Genomic DNA, 17,680 nt, shown 5'->3' on the forward strand with positions numbered 1-17,680 from the left:
TGGCTATTTCTTGAAAGGCAGGCCCATTTCCCTCAGGAGAGCGCGCCCTTCTTCATCCGTTTTGGCGGTAGTTACAAGCGTGATGTCCATCCCGCGCAACTTGTCGATCTTATCGTAGGTGATCTCAGGGAAGATAATCTGTTCCTTCACACCCAGCGAATAGTTCCCCCGTCCATCAAAGGACTTCTCACTCAGGGGCTTGAGGTCGCGTACACGGGGCAGCGCGATGTTGACGAGTCGGTTGAGGAACTCGTACATACGCTGACCGCGCAGGGTCACTTTCAGCCCGATGGGCATTCCTTCGCGCAGGCGAAAGGTTGCCACTGATTTCTTGGCGCGGCACAGAAGGGGCTTCTGACCAGTAATGGCAATAAGCTCCTGTTCTGCAAACTCGATAATCTTCGCGTTTTGCACCGCTTCACCAAGGCCCATATTGACGACAATTTTCTCCAGTTTCGGAACCTGGTTGACGTTCTTATAGGAAAACTCTTTCATAAGAGCAGGAATGGTTTCCTGTTGAAATTTTTCCTTCAAGCCAGACATGAATCACTCCTTCCCGGCCTAGTCAATGACTTTTCCCGTTTGCTTGCAGTAACGGACTTTTTTCCCATCTTCAATCTTGAACCCGATCCTGCAGCCTTTGCCGGCGTCGGCGTCATAGTACATGACGTTTGAAACGTGCAGGGGCATCTCTTTTTCCACAATGCCACCTTCACTCATTTGCGTGGGCTTGCGATGACGCTTGACCACATTGATACCTTCAACGATCACTCTGCTTTTCTGGGGGTAGACTTTGGTCACACGACCAGTTTTACCCTTGTCCTTCCCGGCAATCACGATAACCTGATCGTCGCGCTTGATCTTCAGCTTTGCTTTGGACATGTTTAACACTGCCTCCTGTTGCTCCGGAGCTGGCAGCTCCGGGTTCGTTCCTTACCACGTTTCCCGGACGGGACAATGGCATAGGGAACATCGGGCCCGCTCAGACGACTTCTGGCGCCAGGGAAACTATCTTCATATAGTTCTTGGCTCTGAGCTCACGGGCTACTGCACCGAAAATACGTGAACCGACCGGCTCATTGTTCTTATTGATGATTACTGCCGCGTTACTGTCAAACTTCACATAGGAGCCATCGGCACGACGGACTTCCTTGGTGGTTCGCACAACAACAGCCCTTACCACTGAACCCTTCTTGACGTTGGAGTTGGGCAGGGCAGTTTTCACTGAGCAGATCACCACGTCACCCAGCGAGGCATAACGTTTCTTTGAACCACCAAGCACCTTGATACACATGAGCTGCTTGGCTCCAGAGTTGTCGGCCACGTTAAGCCTGGTCTGCATCTGAATCATGTGGTTCTCCCGTTCCTTACTTCGCGCGTTCCAAGATCTCGGTGACGACCCAGTGCTTTTCCTTGCTCAGAGGACGGCTTTCGATGATACGAACGGTATCTCCGGCATTGCACTGATTCTGCTCGTCATGAGCCTTGAACTTCTTGCGGTGCTTAACAAACTTCTTGAACTTGGGGTGCGGTTTGCGGGACTCGACAGAAACCACGACGGTCTTGTCCATCTTATCGCTGAGCACAACCCCAACAAAGGACTTCTTGCCACTTTTGCTTTGTTCTTCCATTGGGAAATCTCCTTAAAAGACCTTGAAATTGCTTACACAGCGCTCTGCGCGGATTTTTCACGCAGAACGGTCTTGATACGGGCAATTTCCTTGCGCTTCTTTTTCACGGAAGCAGTATCCTCCAGCTGATTCATCGCCAGTTGATACTTCAGGTGAAAGATTTCCTGACGCAAGTCCTGCTCTTTTGAGTGGAGATCTTCCACGGATAATTGTCTGAGCTCTTCCATCATTTACTTCTCACCCTCTTGCTCTGTTCGCTTCACGAAGCGGCACTTGATGGGAAGCTTGTGCATGGCAAGCCGCATCGCCTCGCGAGCCAGCTCTTCGCTTACACCATCCATTTCATACAGCATTGTACCGGGCTTCACCACGGCTACAAATCCTTCTACGCTGCCCTTTCCCTTACCCATGCGCGTTTCAGCAGGACGTGCGGAAATCGGCTTGTGGGGGAAAATGCGGATCCAGATCTTACCACCACGACGAATGGAGCGGGTCATAGCGATACGTGCCGCTTCAATCTGCCGTGAAGTTATCCAGGCTGGCTCCAGAGCCTGCAGGCCAAAATCGCCAAAGCTGACTTCATTGCCCTTTTGTGCAGTGCCCTTGATTTTGCCACGGAACTGTTTACGGTATTTCTGCTTTTTCGGCATCAACATATCTTGTGACTCCTCAAGCTTCTTTTACGGCTTCACGGGTTGCACCGGCAGCCGCCTCGACCTTCTGCGCCTTCTTGGAAGTGTCGAGTATTTCACCATGGGACATCCACACCTTGACACCGATGATGCCGTACGTGGTCTTGGCTTCAGCAAAGCCATAGTCAATGTCCGCTCTGAGGGTGTGCAGGGGAACCCGACCTTCGCGATACCATTCGGTACGAGCGATCTCAGCGCCGCCAAGTCGGCCGGCACAGGCGATCTTGATTCCTTCGCCACCCATCTTCATCGTCATGCCAACAGCCTTTTTCATGGCGCGGCGGAATGCCACACGACGCTCAAGCTGCATAGCTACGTTCTCGGCCACCAGTTGGGCGTCGAGCTCCGGCTTCTTCACTTCCTTGACATTGACGAAGATATTCTTCTTGGTCATGTCGGAAAGCGACTTGCGGACTTTCTCAATCTCTGCGCCTTTTTTCCCGATGACAATGCCTGGACGGGCGGTGTGCAGGGTAATGTTTACCTTCCCCGGCGCGCGCTCGATTTCAACACGGGAGATGCCGGCATGGTAAAGCTCCTTGCGCAGGTGCTTCTCGATGCGCAGGTCCTCATGCAGAAAATCTGCATAGTCCTTGTTGGCATACCATTTGGAATTCCATGTCTTTATGATTCCCAGGCGTAAACCCGTTGGATGAACCTTCTGACCCAAAATGTACCTCCAGTCAACTAGCCCAGTACAATGGTGATGTGGCTGGTGCGTTTTTTGATTTCATACGCCCTACCCATTGCACGGGGCATGAAGCGTTTCATGGTAGGACCCTGATCGACATATGCTTCGGTCACCACCATCTCATCGATGTTGGTGAGCTGGAAGTTCTCACGGGCATTGGCAACAGCGCTATCAAGAACCTTCTTGATATCCTCTGCAGCGCCCTTGGGGGAGAACTTCAGAATATTGTTGGCATCGTTGACCTTCTTCCCGCGAATCTGGTCGATAACCAATCTGGCTTTGCGCGGGGAGACCCGCACGAATCTGGCTTTAGCTTTTACTTCCATCTACCGCTCCATGGATCCCGTTTAACGCTTGGAACCTTTTTTCTTGTCCTTGTCGTGACCACGGTATGTCCTCGTCGGGCTGAACTCGCCCAGCTTGTGACCGATCATCTCCTCTGTGATATACACAGGGATAAACTGCTTGCCGTTGTGTACAGCAAAAGTGTGGCCGATAAACTCGGGAATAATGGTACTGCGACGGGACCAGGTCTTAATGACCTTTTTGTCTTTGGCCTCGTTAAGCTTCTCTACCTTTACGATCAGGTAGTTATCCACGAAGGGCCCCTTTTTAATTGAACGTGGCAAAGGATACCTCCTCGTCTTACTTTCTGCGGTTCACGATAAATTTGCTGGAGAGCTTCTTCTTATTGCGCGTCTTGTAACCCTTAGTCGGTTTGCCCCATGGAGTTACGGGATGACGGCCACCACTGGTGCGACCTTCACCACCACCATGGGGGTGATCGACGGGGTTCATGACAACGCCCCGGCTCTGGGGACGAACGCCCATCCAGCGGTTGCGTCCGGCTTTGCCCAGACTGCGCTGCTCGTGTTCGAGATTCCCAACCTGGCCGATAGTGGCCATGCACTCTGCCAGAATGTAACGAACTTCGCCACTGGTGAGTTTTACCAGAACATAGCGCTCTTCCTTACCCATAACCTGGGCGAAGGCTCCAGCACTGCGAACCAGCTGAGCTCCCTTGCCGGGACGCATCTCGATGTTGTGTACAATGGTACCAACCGGGATGTTCTTCAGCTTCATGGCGTTCCCGATGACAATGTCAGCAGCTTCGTCGGCAACCACGGTTGCGCCAACCTGCAGCTGCTTGGGAGCCAGAATGTAGCGTTTCTCGCCGTCACGGTAGTTCACCAGAGCAATCAGGGCACTGCGGTTTGGATCATATTCGATCGTGGCAACCTTGCCCTCGATACCGAATTTATCACGACGGAAGTCGATGATACGATATTTGCGCTTATGCCCGCCGCCACGGTGACGGCTGGTGATACGACCGTTGTTGTTACGTCCACCGGACTTCGGCAGAGCTTCAACCAGCTTTTTTTCGGGTTTTGACGCCGTTACGGCGGCAAAATCCATGGTGACCAGCTGGCGTCGACCCGGAGAAGTCGGCTTATGTCTTTTCACACCCATTGTGTCATTCCTCGCTCTTGGGTTATTCCTCGAAGATCTTGATCTGGCTGCCCGCTTCCAGGGTTACGATGGCCTTTTTCCAGTCTTTGCGTTTGCCCATGCCCATGCGGGTACGTTTCACTTTCCCGTTCATGTTCATGACGTTGACATTGGCAACCTTCACATCGAAGATCTTCTCAACGGCATTCTTGATCTCAATCTTGTTGGCGCGGGTGTCCACTTCAAAGGCCACCTGGTTGCGCTGTTCATTGAGTACAAAGGAACGCTCAGTCATGATGGGACGCTTGATAATGTCATACATCTGCATATTACTGCTCCCCCACACTCAGGCGTTCAGCCGTTGCCTTTTCAAAGGCCAGCACTTTGGCATTTACCACGTCGTACACATTCAGGCCCTCGGGCTTGATCAGCTTGACGAAGGGCAGGTTGCGCATGGCCAGCGCCTTGGGGCTGTCCATCTCATCCACCACAAACAGAACCTTGCGATCCAGGGAGCACTTGGCAAATACCTGGTTGGCCAGCTTTGTCTTGGGGGACTCCAGCGCGAAATCGTCAAACACCACGATGCTCTGCTGAGCGGCTTTTTCGCTGAGAGCTGAAACCAGTGCCTGGCGACGAACCTTTTTGTTCACCTTTTTCTCGTAGCTGCGGGGAGTTGGTCCGAAGATGACTCCACCAGTACGCCACAGAGGCGAACGGGAAGTACCAGCGCGGGCGCGACCGGTACCCTTCTGACGCCACGGCTTTGAGCCGCCACCGGAAACCGCGCTGCGGTTTTTCACCGCATGGGTTCCCTGCCTGCGGGCAGCAAGCTGGGCTACTACCACTTCATGCATGAGGTGGGGTTTTACGGCGCCACCGAAGAGCTCATCGCTCAGGGCAACCTCTCCCACCTTTTCGTTATTCACGTTTATAACGCTTACTACAGGCATCTACAAACTCCAATATCCTTTGTTAGGCCTTTTGCGACTGGCTGATTTCAATGATCCCGCCTTTGGAACCGGGGATGGCCCCTTTCACCAGCAACAGGTTCTGATCAGCCATGACCTTCACTACTTCAAGGCACTGCACGGTTGTGGTCTTTCCACCCATACGGCCAGGCATCTTCTTATTCTTGAAGGTGCGGCTGGGGGTAGCACACATACCGATGGAACCAGGGGCACGGTGGAATGTGGAGCCGTGAGTTGCCCGACCTCCGCCGAAGCCATGGCGTTTGATAACGCCCTGGAAACCTTTACCTTTAGAAGTGCCGGTGACATCAATTTTATCACCAGCAGCAAAAACTTCAGCCGTGAGTTGCTGACCTACGCTGAAACCAGCGGGGTCTTCTACACGGAACTCCTTCAAATGCCGCTGGGGAGCAACCCCGGACTTGGCAAAGTGGCCTTTGAGGGGCTTGGAAACTCTTTTTTCCTTCAGCGCCTCTTCAAAGCCAACCTGCACAGCGGCATAACCGTCACTATCCACTGTTTTCACCTGCACAACCGTGCAAGGACCAGCTTCCACAACTGTAACGGGAATGACTGTACCATCTTCACAGAAGATCTGAGTCATACCTATTTTTTTCCCGATTAGAGACTTCATCGAACCAACCCTCTCTAGAGTGTGTTACAGGCTCTTAGAGCTTGATCTCGACTTCCACACCGCTGGGAAGATTTAACTTCATCAAAGCGTCAGTGGTTTTGGAAGTCGGGTCCAGGATATCAATGAGTCGCACATGGGTCCTCATCTCAAATTGTTCCCTGGAGTTTTTGTTCACGTGGGGGCTGCGGATGACGCAGAACTTCTCGATCTTCGTGGGCAGAGGTACGGGACCTGCCACCTTAGCATCCGTACGACCAGCCGTTTCCACGATTTCCTTGGCTGCGGCGTCCAGGATCTTGTGGTCATAGGCCCGTAACTTGATACGGATCTTCTGGTTTGCTGCTGTCATAGCTTACTATCCTCTTCAGAAGGGGGGTTACCCCTTCACCTTCTCAATGATTTCTTGAGCGATGTTCTTGGGAACTTCCTCATAGTGATCGAACTGCATGCTGTACGCGGCGCGACCCTGGGTGGCGCTGCGCAGATCTGTCGCATATCCGAACATCTGGGCCAGAGGAACCATTGCCTTGATGACCTTGGCGGCTGCCTGGTCTGACATTCCTTCGATACGACCACGTCGGGAGTTAAGGTCGCCCATAACGTCGCCCATGTAGTCCTCGGGTGTCACCACCTCGACGGCCATGATTGGCTCAAGCAGCACAGGGCTGGCCTTGCGGCACGCTTCCTTGAAACAGATGCTGGCTGCGATCTTGAACGCCATCTCCGAGGAGTCAACATCGTGATAGGAGCCGTCGTATACGGCAGCACGCACGTCGACCATGGGGTAGCCAGCCATGACGCCACTGTCCAGAGCCTCGACAATACCCTTCTCAACGGCAGGGATGTATTCGCGGGGAATAACACCGCCTTTGATCTCGTCAATGAATTCAAAACCAGCGCCGGGCTCAAGGGGCTCGATACGCAGGAACACGTGGCCGTACTGACCTTTACCACCAGTCTGCTTGGCGTATTTGTGCTCCTGGGAAACCGTGCTGCGAATGGTCTCGCGGTAGGCAACCTGGGGAGCGCCCACGTTGGCATCTACCTTGAACTCGCGCAGCAGGCGGTCTACGATGATCTCCAGGTGCAGTTCGCCCATACCGGAGATAATCGTCTGACCTGTTTCGAGGTCACTGTTCACGCGGAAAGTAGGATCTTCCTGGGCCAGCTTCTGCAGGGAAATACCCAGCTTCTCCTGATCCGCTTTGGTCTTGGGTTCAATGGCAACCGAGATAACGGGATCCGGGAATACCATGGACTCCAGGATAACCAGTTTATCGGGATCGCACAGGGTGTCCCCGGTGGTGGTGTACTTCAGGCCAACCGCAGCAGCGATATCACCGGAAAACACTTCCTTGATCTCTTCACGCTTGTTGGCATGCATCTTCAGCAGACGGCCAACGCGCTCCTTTTTGTCCTTGGTGCTGTTATGCACATAGGACCCACTCTGGAGCACACCGGAGTAAACGCGGAAGAAGGTCAGGGTTCCCACAAAGGGGTCGGTCATGATTTTAAATGCCAGAGCGCTGAAGGGCTCGGCATCGTCAGCATGGCGCTCGATTTCCTCGCCCTGCATGTCCACGCCCTTGATGGCGGGGATATCGACAGGACTCGGCATGTAATCGATAACCGCATCCAGCAATGTCTGCACACCCTTGTTTTTGAAGGATGAGCCACACAGCACTGGAGTAAACAACAGGTCAATGGTTCCCTTGCGGATAGCCGCTTTCACTTCTTCCAGGGAGAGTTCTTCTCCGCCCAGGTATTTTTCAAGAAGGGTGTCATTGACCTCGGCAACTGCTTCAAGGAGTTTCTCACGATATTCCTCTGCCTGCTCCTGCAGCTCAGCGGGGATATCAATGATGTCATACTTGGCGCCCATGGTCTCGTCATTCCAGACGATACCGCGCATCTGCACCAGGTCAACGATACCGCGGAACTCGTCCTCGGCACCAATGGGCAGACACAGGGGAACAGGGTTCGCCCCCAGGCGCTCACGGATCATGTTCACGCCACGGAAGAAATCCGCGCCGATACGATCCATCTTGTTTACAAAGGCCATGCGGGGTACATGGTACTTGTCCGCCTGGCGCCACACAGTCTCAGACTGGGGCTCCACACCACCGACAGAGCAGAACACGGCGATAGCGCCATCGAGAACGCGAAGGGACCGTTCCACCTCTACGGTGAAGTCCACGTGTCCTGGAGTATCGATAATATTGATGCGGTTTTCTTTCCAGAAGCAGGTTGTGGCCGCGGAAGTAATCGTAATCCCGCGCTCTTTCTCCTGCTCCATCCAGTCCATGGTCGCCGCGCCATCGTGCACTTCGCCAATCTTGTGGCTTACGCCGGTGTAGAAAAGAATACGCTCGGTTGTCGTCGTCTTTCCTGCATCAATATGGGCCATGATGCCGATGTTGCGCGTGTTTTGCAGTGAAATCTCTCTAGCCAATTGAATCCTCTCCTTACCAGCGATAGTGGGCAAACGCTTTGTTTGCTTCCGCCATCTTGTGAGTGTCTTCCCGCTTCTTCACAGCTTCCCCGGAACTCTTTGACGCATCTGTAATCTCGTTGGCCAGTTTTTCAACCATACCCTTGCCCTTGCGCTTCTTGGCATAGGCAATGATCCAACGGATACTCAGTGTCTCCTGACGACGGGGCTTCACTTCAACGGGAACCTGGTAAGTTGCTCCACCGACGCGACGTGACTTGACTTCCAGAGCCGGCTTCACATTCTCCACCGCCTGCTGGAAAACGTTCAGGGCCTCGTCATCACCAAATCGCTCTTTCACCTTGTCAAGCGCACCGTAGAGAATACTCTCGGCCACGCTCTTCTTGCCGTCCCGCATCAGGCGGTTGACGAACTTGGAAACCAGCACGCTCCCGTAAATGGGATCAGGCAGTACTTCCCGTTTCTCCGGCACTCTTCTTCTAGGCATTCCTCAACTCCTCAAAACGACAGTTACTTCTTCGGCTTTTTCGCGCCATACTTGGAACGCGACTGAAGCCGACCATTGACGCCCGCCGTATCCAGCGCGCCGCGAATGACCTTGTACCGAACACCGGGAAGGTCTTTGGTACGGCCGCCACGACACAGGACAACCGAGTGCTCCTGAAGATTGTGCCCGATACCGGGAATGTACGACGTCACTTCGATGCCGTTTGTGAGCCTTACACGAGCTACTTTACGCAGCGCCGAGTTCGGCTTCTTGGGCGTCGTCGTGTACACGCGCGTACACACTCCCCGCTTCTGGGGGCAGTTCTTCAGGGCAGGTGAGCCCGTCTTGGACAACTGCAACTGACGGTTCTTGCGGACCAACTGATTAATTGTTGGCATCCGTAGTTACCTCCCTACATCAAAAAAATCCCGACACAAGACGCACTTGTGCCGTGTGCAAAAAACCTACGGAAGTTATCAAACCCCGTGGGGTCTGTCAAGGAGATTGAACGTTTTTTTTCATGCTGTAAAAAGGACTTGGCAGACGACACGCATTTTTTCATTGCACCGGCAGAAAAAATTTGTATAATTCGCAGGCTGTCAATATGGAAAAGTGTCCGAGCGGTTGAAGGAGCACGCCTGGAAAGCGTGTATACCTGCAAGGGTATCGGGGGTTCGAATCCCCCCTTTTCCGCCATTACGCACAGCCCGGCCCTGAATCGTAAAGATTCAGGGCCTTTTGCGTCGGGGAATTTTCAGCAGCGCCCGTCCATGGTACAGTCAGGCACCGGAAGAAACTTCACCGGAGACAGGCATGAACCCAAGCAACCCCAGACAGTGGCAGTTCTGGATCGACCGGGGCGGCACCTTCACCGATGTCATCGCCCGCACACCGGACGGCTCCATCCTCACCCGCAAGCTGCTTTCCGAAAATCCCGGCCACTATGATGACGCAGCCCTCCAGGGCATTCGCGACCTGCTGGGCCTGGACACCGCTGCCCCCATTCCCCCCGAACACATCAACGCGGTGAAAATGGGCACCACCGTTGCCACCAACGCCCTGCTGGAGCGCAAGGGCGAGCCCACCCTGCTGCTGGTGACCAGGGGTTTTGCCGATGCCCTGCGCATTGGCTATCAGGCCCGTCCCGATATCTTCGCTCTGGAAATCGCCCTGCCGGAACTGCTCTATGGCGATGTGGTGGAGGTGGATGAGCGAATCATGGCCGACGGCACCGTGCTGCAGGCCCCCGACGAACAACAGGTGCGAAGCGCGCTGCAGCAGGCGTATAATGGCGGCCTGCGCTCCTGTGCCATCGCCTTTCTCCACGGTTACCGCTTTCCCCGCCACGAACAGCAGGTGGCCCGGATCGCCCACGATCTGGGCTTTCCCCAGGTCAGTCTCTCCCACCAGGCCAGCCCCCTCATCAAGTTTGTGGGGCGGGGCGATACTACCGTGGTGGACGCCTACCTCTCCCCCATCCTGCGGCGTTACGCCAACCAGGTGGCAGCCGCCCTTGGCAACACCCGTCTGCAGTTCATGAAATCCGATGGCGGCCTGACCAATGCCCGCTGCTTTGCGGGCAAGGACGCCATTCTGTCCGGCCCGGCGGGCGGCATTGTGGGCGGCATTCACACCGCCCGCATTGCGGGGTACGACCAGGTCATCGGCTTTGACATGGGGGGTACCTCCACCGATGTTTCCCACTACAGCGGCGAACTGGAACGCAGCTTTGAAACCGTCATCGCCGGAGTGCGCATGCGCGTCCCCATGATGACCATTCACACCGTAGCCGCTGGCGGCGGCTCCATCCTCCATTTTGATGGCTCCCGCTACCGGGTCGGCCCCGATTCCGCCGGAGCCGACCCCGGCCCCGCCTGCTACCGGCGCGGTGGCCCCCTGAGCGTCACCGATATCAACGTCATGCTGGGCAAGCTGCAGCCCCGCTTCTTCCCCGCCGTCTTCGGCCCCCATGGCAACGAACCCCTGGATGCCGAAATTGTCGCCGAGCATTTCCAGGAGCTGACCCGGCAGATCCGCGCGGCCACCGGCGATGCACGCAGCCCCGAAGAGGTGGCCGAAGGCTTCCTGAAGATCGCCGTGGAAAACATGGCCAACGCCATCAAACGCATTTCCGTACAGCGCGGCCACGATATCACCCACTACACCCTCAACTGCTTCGGCGGAGCCGGAGGCCAGCACGCCTGCCTGGTGGCCGATACCCTGGGCATGCCACGGGTGCTGATTCATCCCCTGGCCGGAGTTCTGTCCGCCTATGGCATGGGTCTGGCCGACATGACCACCATCGGCGAAGCCACCGTGGAGGAGCCCCTGAGCCCCACCCTGTGCGAGCGCCTGCAACAGGTCATCCATGAACTGGAGCAGCAGGGCCGCAGGGAGCTGCTGGAGCAGGGAGCCGCACCGGAGAGCATCCACAGCCGACATCAGCTGCTGGTGCGCTACCAGGGCACCGACACCTCCCTGCTGGTGGATTTCGGAAGCGTCGGGTCCATTCGCCATGGCTTCGAAGCCCTCCATCAGCAGCAGTTTGGCTTCTGCACTCCCGATACGCCCCTGCTGGTCAGTGCCGCCGTGGTGGAAGTCATCAGCCGAAGCGCCAGCCTGCAGGACGAACCCGACCTTCCTTCCCCCGCAGGCCCACTCCCCAAGCCCCTGGACCTGGTGCGCACCTTCATGGCGGGCACCTTTCACGACGCCACCCCCGTCCATGACCGCCAGTACCTGCAGCCCGGCCACTGCCTGCAGGGCCCGGCCATTATTCAGGAGCCAGTGGGCACCATCGTGGTGGAGCCAGGCTGGCAGGCCAGCGTCAACCCCAAGGGACACATCATCCTGGAGCGCTATCAGGCGCGCCCCCGGCAGTACGCCGTGGGCACGGAAGTGGACCCGGTCATGCTGGAAGTGTTCAACAACCTCTTCATGTCCATCGCCGAGCAGATGGGCACCACCCTGGAAAAGACCGCCAGCTCCGCCAACATCAAGGAACGCCTGGACTTCTCCTGCGCCATCTTCGACCATGGCGGCGCCCTGGTGGCCAATGCGCCCCACGTGCCCGTGCACCTTGGCTCCATGGGCGAAAGCGTGCGGGCCATTCTTCAGCAGCGCCAGGGCACCATGCGGCCCGGCGATGTGTATATGCTCAACGACCCCTACCAGGGCGGCACCCACCTGCCCGACGTCACCGTGGTCACCCCTGTCTTTGACCACAGCGGCGCCGAAATTCTCTTCTATGTGGCCAGCCGCGCCCACCACGCCGATATCGGTGGCATTACCCCCGGTTCCATGCCCCCCGACAGCCGGGCCATTGAAGACGAAGGGGTCCTGATCACCAACTTCCAGGTAGTCAGGGACGGCCAACTGCTGGAGCCGCAAGTGCGCCGACTCTTCAGCAGCGGTGCTCACCCAGCCCGCAACCCCGACCAGAACATCAGCGACCTCAAAGCCCAGATCGCCGCCAACAACTGCGGCGTGCGGGAACTCCATAAAATGGTCGACCACTACAGCCTGCCCGTCGTCCACGCCTATATGCAGCACGTGCAGGACAACGCCGAGGAGCAGGTGCGCCGGGTGCTCCACGTCCTGGAAGATGGCCAGTGGGAAAAAATCATGGATTGCGGTGCCCGCATCCGCGTAACCATCCGCGTCGACCGCCACCATCGCAGCGCCACCGTCGACTTCACCGGCAGCTCCCCCCAGCAGCCCGGCAACTTCAACGCGCCCCGCGCCGTTACCCGCGCCGCCGTGCTCTACGTCCTGCGCACCCTCGTGCAGGACAATATCCCCCTCAACGACGGCTGCCTCAAGCCCATCCAGCTCATCATTCCCAAGGGCTCCATGCTCAGCCCCACTTACCCCGCCGCCGTCGTCGCCGGCAACGTGGAAGTCAGCCAGGTCATCACCGATACCCTCTACGCCGCCCTGGGCGTACTGGCCAACAGCCAGGGCACCATGAACAACCTCACCTTTGGCAACAGCCGCTACCAGCACTACGAAACCCTCTGTGGCGGAGCTGGAGCCGGTAACGGTTTTCACGGCGCCAGCGCCGTCCACGTCCACATGACCAACAGCCGCCTCACCGACCCCGAAATCCTGGAAACCCGCTTCCCCGTCCTGCTGGAAAGCTTCTCCATCCGCCATGGATCGGGAGGCGCAGGCACGTGGCAAGGCGGCAATGGCGCCGAGCGGCGCATCCGCGCCCTGGAGCCCATGGAAGTCGCCATCCTCGCCAACAGCCACCAGGTCGCCCCCAGCGGCCTGCAGGGCGGAAGCAATGGAGCCACCGGCCACTGCTGGGTGGAGCGCCGCGACGGCACGAAAGAAGTGCTGCTGAGCACCGGTAAAGCCACCATGCAAAAGGGTGATGTGGTTGTGGTGCAGACACCGGGAGGCGGAGGATTTGGCGCTGGTTGAGCGGAAAAAACCGAGATGGGAAAAGGCAGTACCCCACGCAAAGCTCTCAAAAGCTCAAAGAAAGGCAACAAGAGTATCTCACCCCCGTTCGCTGCGCTCACTCAAGGCGCAAGGTGGAATACGCTGACAACCATTCACGGTCTCACAGTAATATTTTGGCAGGAGCGCAAGTGTTGCTACACCGTGAAGAGTTACTTATGCTGTAACTTTTCCTTATTAAATGGCGAATATACAGGAAAACTATTACCCGGAGCTCATATGCCAAGTCTGCAGTGCCCCACATCCCCATTCCAGAACATCCTTGACCACAACCATATTCAGCTGCAGCGTCAGCCCATCACTACCCTGCAGATCAATGTAGGCAAGGTCTGCAACCAGTCCTGTACCCACTGCCATGTGGAAGCTGATCCGCTGCGCAGCGAGATGATGGAGGCCGCCACTTTCCAGCGACTGGTGGAGCTACTGCAGAATGCTCCTGGAGTGCACACCGTGGACATCACCGGGGGCGCGCCGGAATTGAATCCCCACTTCCGGGCCTTTGTGCGCACAGTGCATGCCATGGGCAGAACGCTTTTGCATCGCTGCAACCTCAGTGTGCTCTTTGAACCCGGGCAGGAAGATACCGCCGCCTTTCTGGCCGAACATGGCGTGGAAGTCATCGCCTCTCTGCCTTGCTACCTGAAAGCCAATGTCGACCGGCAACGGGGCGAAGGCGTTTTTGACAAGAGCATACGGGGACTACGCCTGCTCAATGAACTGGGCTATGGCCAGCCGGGCAGCAGCCTGAAGTTGAACCTGGTATATAATCCCAGCGGTGCCCACCTGCCCCCCAGCCAGTCGGCACTGGAGGAATCCTACCGCCAGCAGCTGGCCCAGCACTACGGCATCCTCTTCAACCATCTCTACACTCTTACCAATATTCCCGTCACCCGCTACGCCCGCCATCTGCGACATCACGGGCAGTATGACGACTATATGCAGATGCTGGTGGACAACTTCAACCCTGCGGCCGCCCACAACCTTATGTGCATGCAACAAGTATCGGTAGCCTGGGATGGCAGCCTCCATGACTGCGACTTCAACCAGATGGCAGGCCTGCCCATAGGTGGTACACCTCTGCATATATGGGATGTGCACAGCCTGGAGCAGATCCCCCGCTCCATTGCTACCGCCGAGCACTGCTTCGGCTGCACCGCCGGGGCGGGTAGCTCCTGCGGCGGGGCCATCGCATGAGAGTCGGCTCCATGGCCCTGGTGTTTCTTTTGCGTTCAGCTGCCTTCGAGGCTTCATCTATTCCCCTGCCCTTTGGGAGTATGCAGGACGGTATCAGCCCGCAGTGGCAAGCCCAGGAGTTTCGCGGCACCAGCCCCACCCATTATGAGCTGGTGGAAGAGGAAGGAACGCTGGTATTGCAGGCCAGCAGCCAGAACCAGGCATCGGGCCTGGTGCATGAAGTTGATATTGATCTCGCCACATACCCCATTCTGCAGTGGCGCTGGAAAGTGGAAAACATCATCCCCGATGGCAATGCCCTGACCAAAGCCGGAGACGACTACGCCGCACGGGTATATGTGGTCTTTCCCCACTGGTTCCGCCCCAACACCAAAAGCATCAACTATATCTGGGCCAACCATTTGCCCCAGGGGCAGATGGTGCCCAACCCCTTCTTCAGCAATGCCCGCATGGTGGCCGTGCAAAGTGGCAACCAACATGCCGAAACCTGGATTACCCAGTGCCGCAATGTCTACCAGGACTACCGGGAAATCTTTGGCAGCTCACCTCCAAAAGCTGGCGCCATTGCCCTGATGACCGACACTGACAATACCGGCGGCCAGACCCGCGCCTGGTACGCCGATATCCGCCTGATAGCCGCTGACTCCCATGCCGATCCACAAGAATATTGCCCATGAAAAGGAGAACCACATGCACATACCCACCAAGCCACTGAATGCCTATCCCTGGTGGCTGAAGCCCTTCTTCTGGAGCCAGAAACGCCGCTATGGCAGCGTACTGCAACCGGGTCTGCTCTGGGGCCGGGTGCCCAAACTCTTCGCCGCCGTGGCCATACTCTACGGCGTGCTTGATCGCCGCTCATCCCCCATCGATCCCGTGTTGCGTTCCCTGGTCACTGTGCGGGTATCCCAGATAAACTGGTGCCACTTCTGCGTGGATATCAACTCCGCTACCCTGGCCAGGCGCAGCGGCAGCATGGACAAGGTGGAAGCGCTGAGTGGCTGGCGTGAAAGCGACCTGTTTGATGAAATAGAGCGGACGGTGCTGGAGTACACCGAAGCCATAACCCGCACCGATGGGCAGATCAGTGATGATCTGATGGCGCGGCTGCGGATGTACTTTGACGATGACGCGCTGGTGGAGCTCACCGGCCTTATTGCCTTTCAGAACCTCTCCAGCAAGTTCAACGCCGCTTTGGATGTGCCAGCCCAGGGATTCTGCCAGGTGAAAACGCCGGAGAGTCAGGACACAGAAAAGACGGGGATAAGTGTCACGCAAATCCCACCAAAACACCAAGAAATAAAGAGTTGAAAGCAACCAACTTCTAATCCTCAACCTGAACGGGCGCCTTGCCTCCCACACACTGCTTGCTGCTCGCTACCAACAAAGATCAAAACCGCCGGAGAAAGCCTCTCTGGCTGAGCGATGGGGAAAGCGCGCGGATTTTTCTCTTTTGCCATGAAACTCCCTTGCCATAGGACTTGCAATGACATATAAGGATATTCGAATATCCATAGAGGAGTACCCATGCACCCTGAACAGTCGCAAAACTGGGCGGCCATACTCAAAGCCCTGGCCCATCCAACCCGTCTGCTGATTGCCGCTGAACTGCTGCAGGGAACGCGCTGCGTTACGGACATGGAAGACATCCTGCCCGCATCCCAGGCCAATATCTCCCAGCACCTGGCGGTGCTGCGCCATGCCGGCCTTGTGGACTTTGCCCAGGACGGTGCCCTGCGCTGCTACTACCTCAGCCGCCCCCAGTTGGTGGCCGGTTTCTTTGACTTGCTGGCCCAGGATAGTGGCCCTATCCACAAGACAAAGGAGCAGATTCAGCGGGAGAAGGAGTTACCTGCGGAGGTGAAAGGGTGAGCCTGATCTACCTTGACTCCAACGCCAGCACTCCCGTTGCCCCGGAAGTGCTGGCTGCCATGCAGCCATATCTGGAGGATCACTTCGGTAATCCTTCCAGCCAGCACTGGGCCAGCAGCGGTGCCAAAGATGCCCTGGAGGCAGCACGCGGCCAGGTGGCCAACCTGCTGGATTGCGACCCAACCGAAGTCGTCTTTACCAGTGGTGGCAGCGAAGCCAACAACCACGCCATCAAGGGCGTCTATTTTGCCCTGCGCCATCAAGGAAACCACATTATTACCAGCGCTGTGGAGCATCCAGCTGTACTGGAGCCCTGTCGCTTTCTGGAAAGCCTGGGCGCGCGGATAACCAGACTGCCGGTTGACGGCTACGGGATGGTTGACCCGGAGCAGGTGCGCCGGGCAATCGACAAAGACACCATCCTTATTTCCATCATGCACGCCAATAATGAAACCGGAACCATTCAACCAATAGAAGCCATTGGGGAAATTGCCAGGGCAGCAGGCATACTGTTCCACACCGATGCTGCCCAGAGTGTGGGGAAAATTCCCACGGTGATGGATGCCCTGGGCGTTGATTTGCTCAGTGTTGCCGGACACAAGCTCTCTGCACCCAAGGGGGTGGGAGCCCTGTACATCCGCGAAGGAACGCCCATCGTGCCTCTTGTGCATGGGGCGGCCCACGAGGCAGGCCGCCGCGCAGGAACGGAAAACGTTCTGCTGAATGTAGCCCTGGGTGCTGCCTGCGAACTGGCAGGAGAGTGGACAGGAGCCGCTGAAATGATCGCCATGCGTGATGAATTCTGGCAACACCTGCAAAACCAATTCGGCAACCGCATCAGTCTGAACGGACACCCCACTGAACGCCTTCCCAATACTCTCAACGTGAACTTTCACGGTGCTATCGGCGCGGAAATCCTGGAGCAAATGCCGGAAGTGGCGGCATCCACTGGCTCGGCCTGCCACGCTGGCGCTATCAGCCTCTCGCCGGTGCTTGAAGCCATGGGAGTTTCCGTAAGTGCGGGCATGGGAGCGGTGCGCTTCAGCCTGGGGCGTAACACCAAATATGCGGAGCTGCAGAGGGTGCTGGAGCTCCTGACACAAGTTGTGAATACCCATAACCCAACATAAAGGAGGCTAT

The 17,680-nt window shown here is 56.7% G+C and carries 23 protein-coding genes and 1 tRNA gene; 7 read left to right on the forward strand and 17 right to left on the reverse strand.

Going from position 1 to position 17,680, the window contains the following annotated elements:
* Positions 1–3: 3 nt before the first annotated feature.
* From rplE to rpsL, 17 genes are all read right to left on the reverse strand, one after another.
* Positions 4–543 carry a 50S ribosomal protein L5 gene (rplE, locus tag ACZ46I_RS02275; RefSeq protein ID WP_013504989.1) on the reverse strand — a complete coding sequence of 180 codons (540 nt, stop codon included), beginning with the start codon at positions 541–543 and terminating at the stop codon, positions 4–6.
* 18 nt (positions 544–561) lie between these two features.
* Complete coding sequence (rplX, locus tag ACZ46I_RS02280) at positions 562–882, reverse strand: 50S ribosomal protein L24 (protein WP_013504988.1); 321 nt, start codon at positions 880–882, stop codon at positions 562–564.
* A gap of 100 nt (positions 883–982) precedes the next feature.
* Positions 983–1,351, reverse strand: a complete 369-nt coding sequence (rplN, locus tag ACZ46I_RS02285) for a 50S ribosomal protein L14 (protein ID WP_013504987.1) — start codon at positions 1,349–1,351, stop codon at positions 983–985.
* Between the two features lie 16 nt (positions 1,352–1,367).
* The gene (gene rpsQ / locus ACZ46I_RS02290; RefSeq protein WP_464281287.1) at positions 1,368–1,631 is read right to left on the reverse strand and encodes a 30S ribosomal protein S17; all 264 of its coding nucleotides are present in this window, start codon (positions 1,629–1,631) and stop codon (positions 1,368–1,370) included.
* A gap of 32 nt (positions 1,632–1,663) precedes the next feature.
* A complete protein-coding gene (gene rpmC, locus ACZ46I_RS02295; RefSeq protein WP_464281288.1) occupies positions 1,664–1,861 on the reverse strand; it encodes a 50S ribosomal protein L29 in 198 nt (65 codons plus the stop codon).
* On the reverse strand, positions 1,862–2,287 hold the full coding sequence (rplP, locus tag ACZ46I_RS02300; RefSeq protein WP_013504984.1) for a 50S ribosomal protein L16: 426 nt from the start codon (positions 2,285–2,287) through the stop codon (positions 1,862–1,864).
* Between the two features lie 13 nt (positions 2,288–2,300).
* Positions 2,301–2,993 (reverse strand): 30S ribosomal protein S3, encoded by a 693-nt coding sequence (rpsC, locus tag ACZ46I_RS02305; RefSeq protein ID WP_464281289.1) that lies wholly within the window; start codon positions 2,991–2,993, stop codon positions 2,301–2,303.
* A 17-nt stretch (positions 2,994–3,010) separates the two neighbouring features.
* Entirely contained in the window at positions 3,011–3,340 is a 330-nt protein-coding gene (rplV, locus tag ACZ46I_RS02310) for a 50S ribosomal protein L22 (RefSeq protein ID WP_013504982.1), read from the reverse strand.
* A gap of 21 nt (positions 3,341–3,361) precedes the next feature.
* Positions 3,362–3,643 (reverse strand): 30S ribosomal protein S19, encoded by a 282-nt coding sequence (gene rpsS, locus ACZ46I_RS02315; RefSeq protein WP_013504981.1) that lies wholly within the window; start codon positions 3,641–3,643, stop codon positions 3,362–3,364.
* Positions 3,644–3,659: 16 nt separating this feature from the next.
* Positions 3,660–4,484, reverse strand: coding sequence for a 50S ribosomal protein L2 (gene rplB, locus ACZ46I_RS02320; protein WP_013504980.1), 825 nt, complete (start codon positions 4,482–4,484; stop codon positions 3,660–3,662).
* 22 nt (positions 4,485–4,506) lie between these two features.
* Positions 4,507–4,791: a 50S ribosomal protein L23 gene (gene rplW / locus ACZ46I_RS02325; protein ID WP_013504979.1), complete on the reverse strand. Its 285-nt coding sequence runs from the start codon at positions 4,789–4,791 to the stop codon at positions 4,507–4,509.
* 1 nt (position 4,792) lies between these two features.
* Positions 4,793–5,416 (reverse strand): 50S ribosomal protein L4, encoded by a 624-nt coding sequence (gene rplD / locus ACZ46I_RS02330; RefSeq protein ID WP_464281290.1) that lies wholly within the window; start codon positions 5,414–5,416, stop codon positions 4,793–4,795.
* A 22-nt stretch (positions 5,417–5,438) separates the two neighbouring features.
* Complete coding sequence (gene rplC / locus ACZ46I_RS02335) at positions 5,439–6,068, reverse strand: 50S ribosomal protein L3 (protein ID WP_013504977.1); 630 nt, start codon at positions 6,066–6,068, stop codon at positions 5,439–5,441.
* Between the two features lie 34 nt (positions 6,069–6,102).
* Positions 6,103–6,417 (reverse strand): 30S ribosomal protein S10, encoded by a 315-nt coding sequence (gene rpsJ / locus ACZ46I_RS02340; protein ID WP_013504976.1) that lies wholly within the window; start codon positions 6,415–6,417, stop codon positions 6,103–6,105.
* A 27-nt stretch (positions 6,418–6,444) separates the two neighbouring features.
* On the reverse strand, positions 6,445–8,520 hold the full coding sequence (gene fusA / locus ACZ46I_RS02345) for an elongation factor G (protein WP_464281291.1): 2,076 nt from the start codon (positions 8,518–8,520) through the stop codon (positions 6,445–6,447).
* Positions 8,521–8,533: 13 nt separating this feature from the next.
* Positions 8,534–9,007, reverse strand: coding sequence for a 30S ribosomal protein S7 (gene rpsG, locus ACZ46I_RS02350; RefSeq protein ID WP_013504974.1), 474 nt, complete (start codon positions 9,005–9,007; stop codon positions 8,534–8,536).
* Positions 9,008–9,030: 23 nt separating this feature from the next.
* The gene (gene rpsL, locus ACZ46I_RS02355) at positions 9,031–9,405 is read right to left on the reverse strand and encodes a 30S ribosomal protein S12 (RefSeq protein WP_013504973.1); all 375 of its coding nucleotides are present in this window, start codon (positions 9,403–9,405) and stop codon (positions 9,031–9,033) included.
* 208 nt (positions 9,406–9,613) lie between these two features.
* On the opposite strand from rpsL, the gene ACZ46I_RS02360 reads away from it, so the two are divergent.
* From ACZ46I_RS02360 to ACZ46I_RS02390, 7 genes are all read left to right on the forward strand, one after another.
* Positions 9,614–9,703, forward strand: a tRNA-Ser gene (locus ACZ46I_RS02360).
* Positions 9,704–9,820: 117 nt separating this feature from the next.
* A complete protein-coding gene (locus tag ACZ46I_RS02365) occupies positions 9,821–13,435 on the forward strand; it encodes a hydantoinase B/oxoprolinase family protein (protein ID WP_464281292.1) in 3,615 nt (1,204 codons plus the stop codon).
* Positions 13,436–13,693: 258 nt separating this feature from the next.
* Complete coding sequence (gene arsS, locus ACZ46I_RS02370; protein WP_464281293.1) at positions 13,694–14,668, forward strand: arsenosugar biosynthesis radical SAM (seleno)protein ArsS; 975 nt, start codon at positions 13,694–13,696, stop codon at positions 14,666–14,668.
* Positions 14,665–15,345: a DUF3047 domain-containing protein gene (locus ACZ46I_RS02375; protein ID WP_464281294.1), complete on the forward strand. Its 681-nt coding sequence runs from the start codon at positions 14,665–14,667 to the stop codon at positions 15,343–15,345. Before arsS ends, ACZ46I_RS02375 begins: the two co-directional genes overlap by 4 nt.
* A 13-nt stretch (positions 15,346–15,358) precedes the next feature.
* Complete coding sequence (locus ACZ46I_RS02380; protein ID WP_464281295.1) at positions 15,359–15,979, forward strand: carboxymuconolactone decarboxylase family protein; 621 nt, start codon at positions 15,359–15,361, stop codon at positions 15,977–15,979.
* Between the two features lie 216 nt (positions 15,980–16,195).
* Positions 16,196–16,540: an ArsR/SmtB family transcription factor gene (locus ACZ46I_RS02385; RefSeq protein ID WP_464281296.1), complete on the forward strand. Its 345-nt coding sequence runs from the start codon at positions 16,196–16,198 to the stop codon at positions 16,538–16,540.
* The gene (locus ACZ46I_RS02390) at positions 16,537–17,670 is read left to right on the forward strand and encodes a cysteine desulfurase family protein (RefSeq protein WP_464281297.1); all 1,134 of its coding nucleotides are present in this window, start codon (positions 16,537–16,539) and stop codon (positions 17,668–17,670) included. Before ACZ46I_RS02385 ends, ACZ46I_RS02390 begins: the two co-directional genes overlap by 4 nt.
* The last annotated feature ends 10 nt before the right edge of the window (positions 17,671–17,680 follow it).

The organism is Desulfurispirillum alkaliphilum (genome assembly GCF_055378285.1).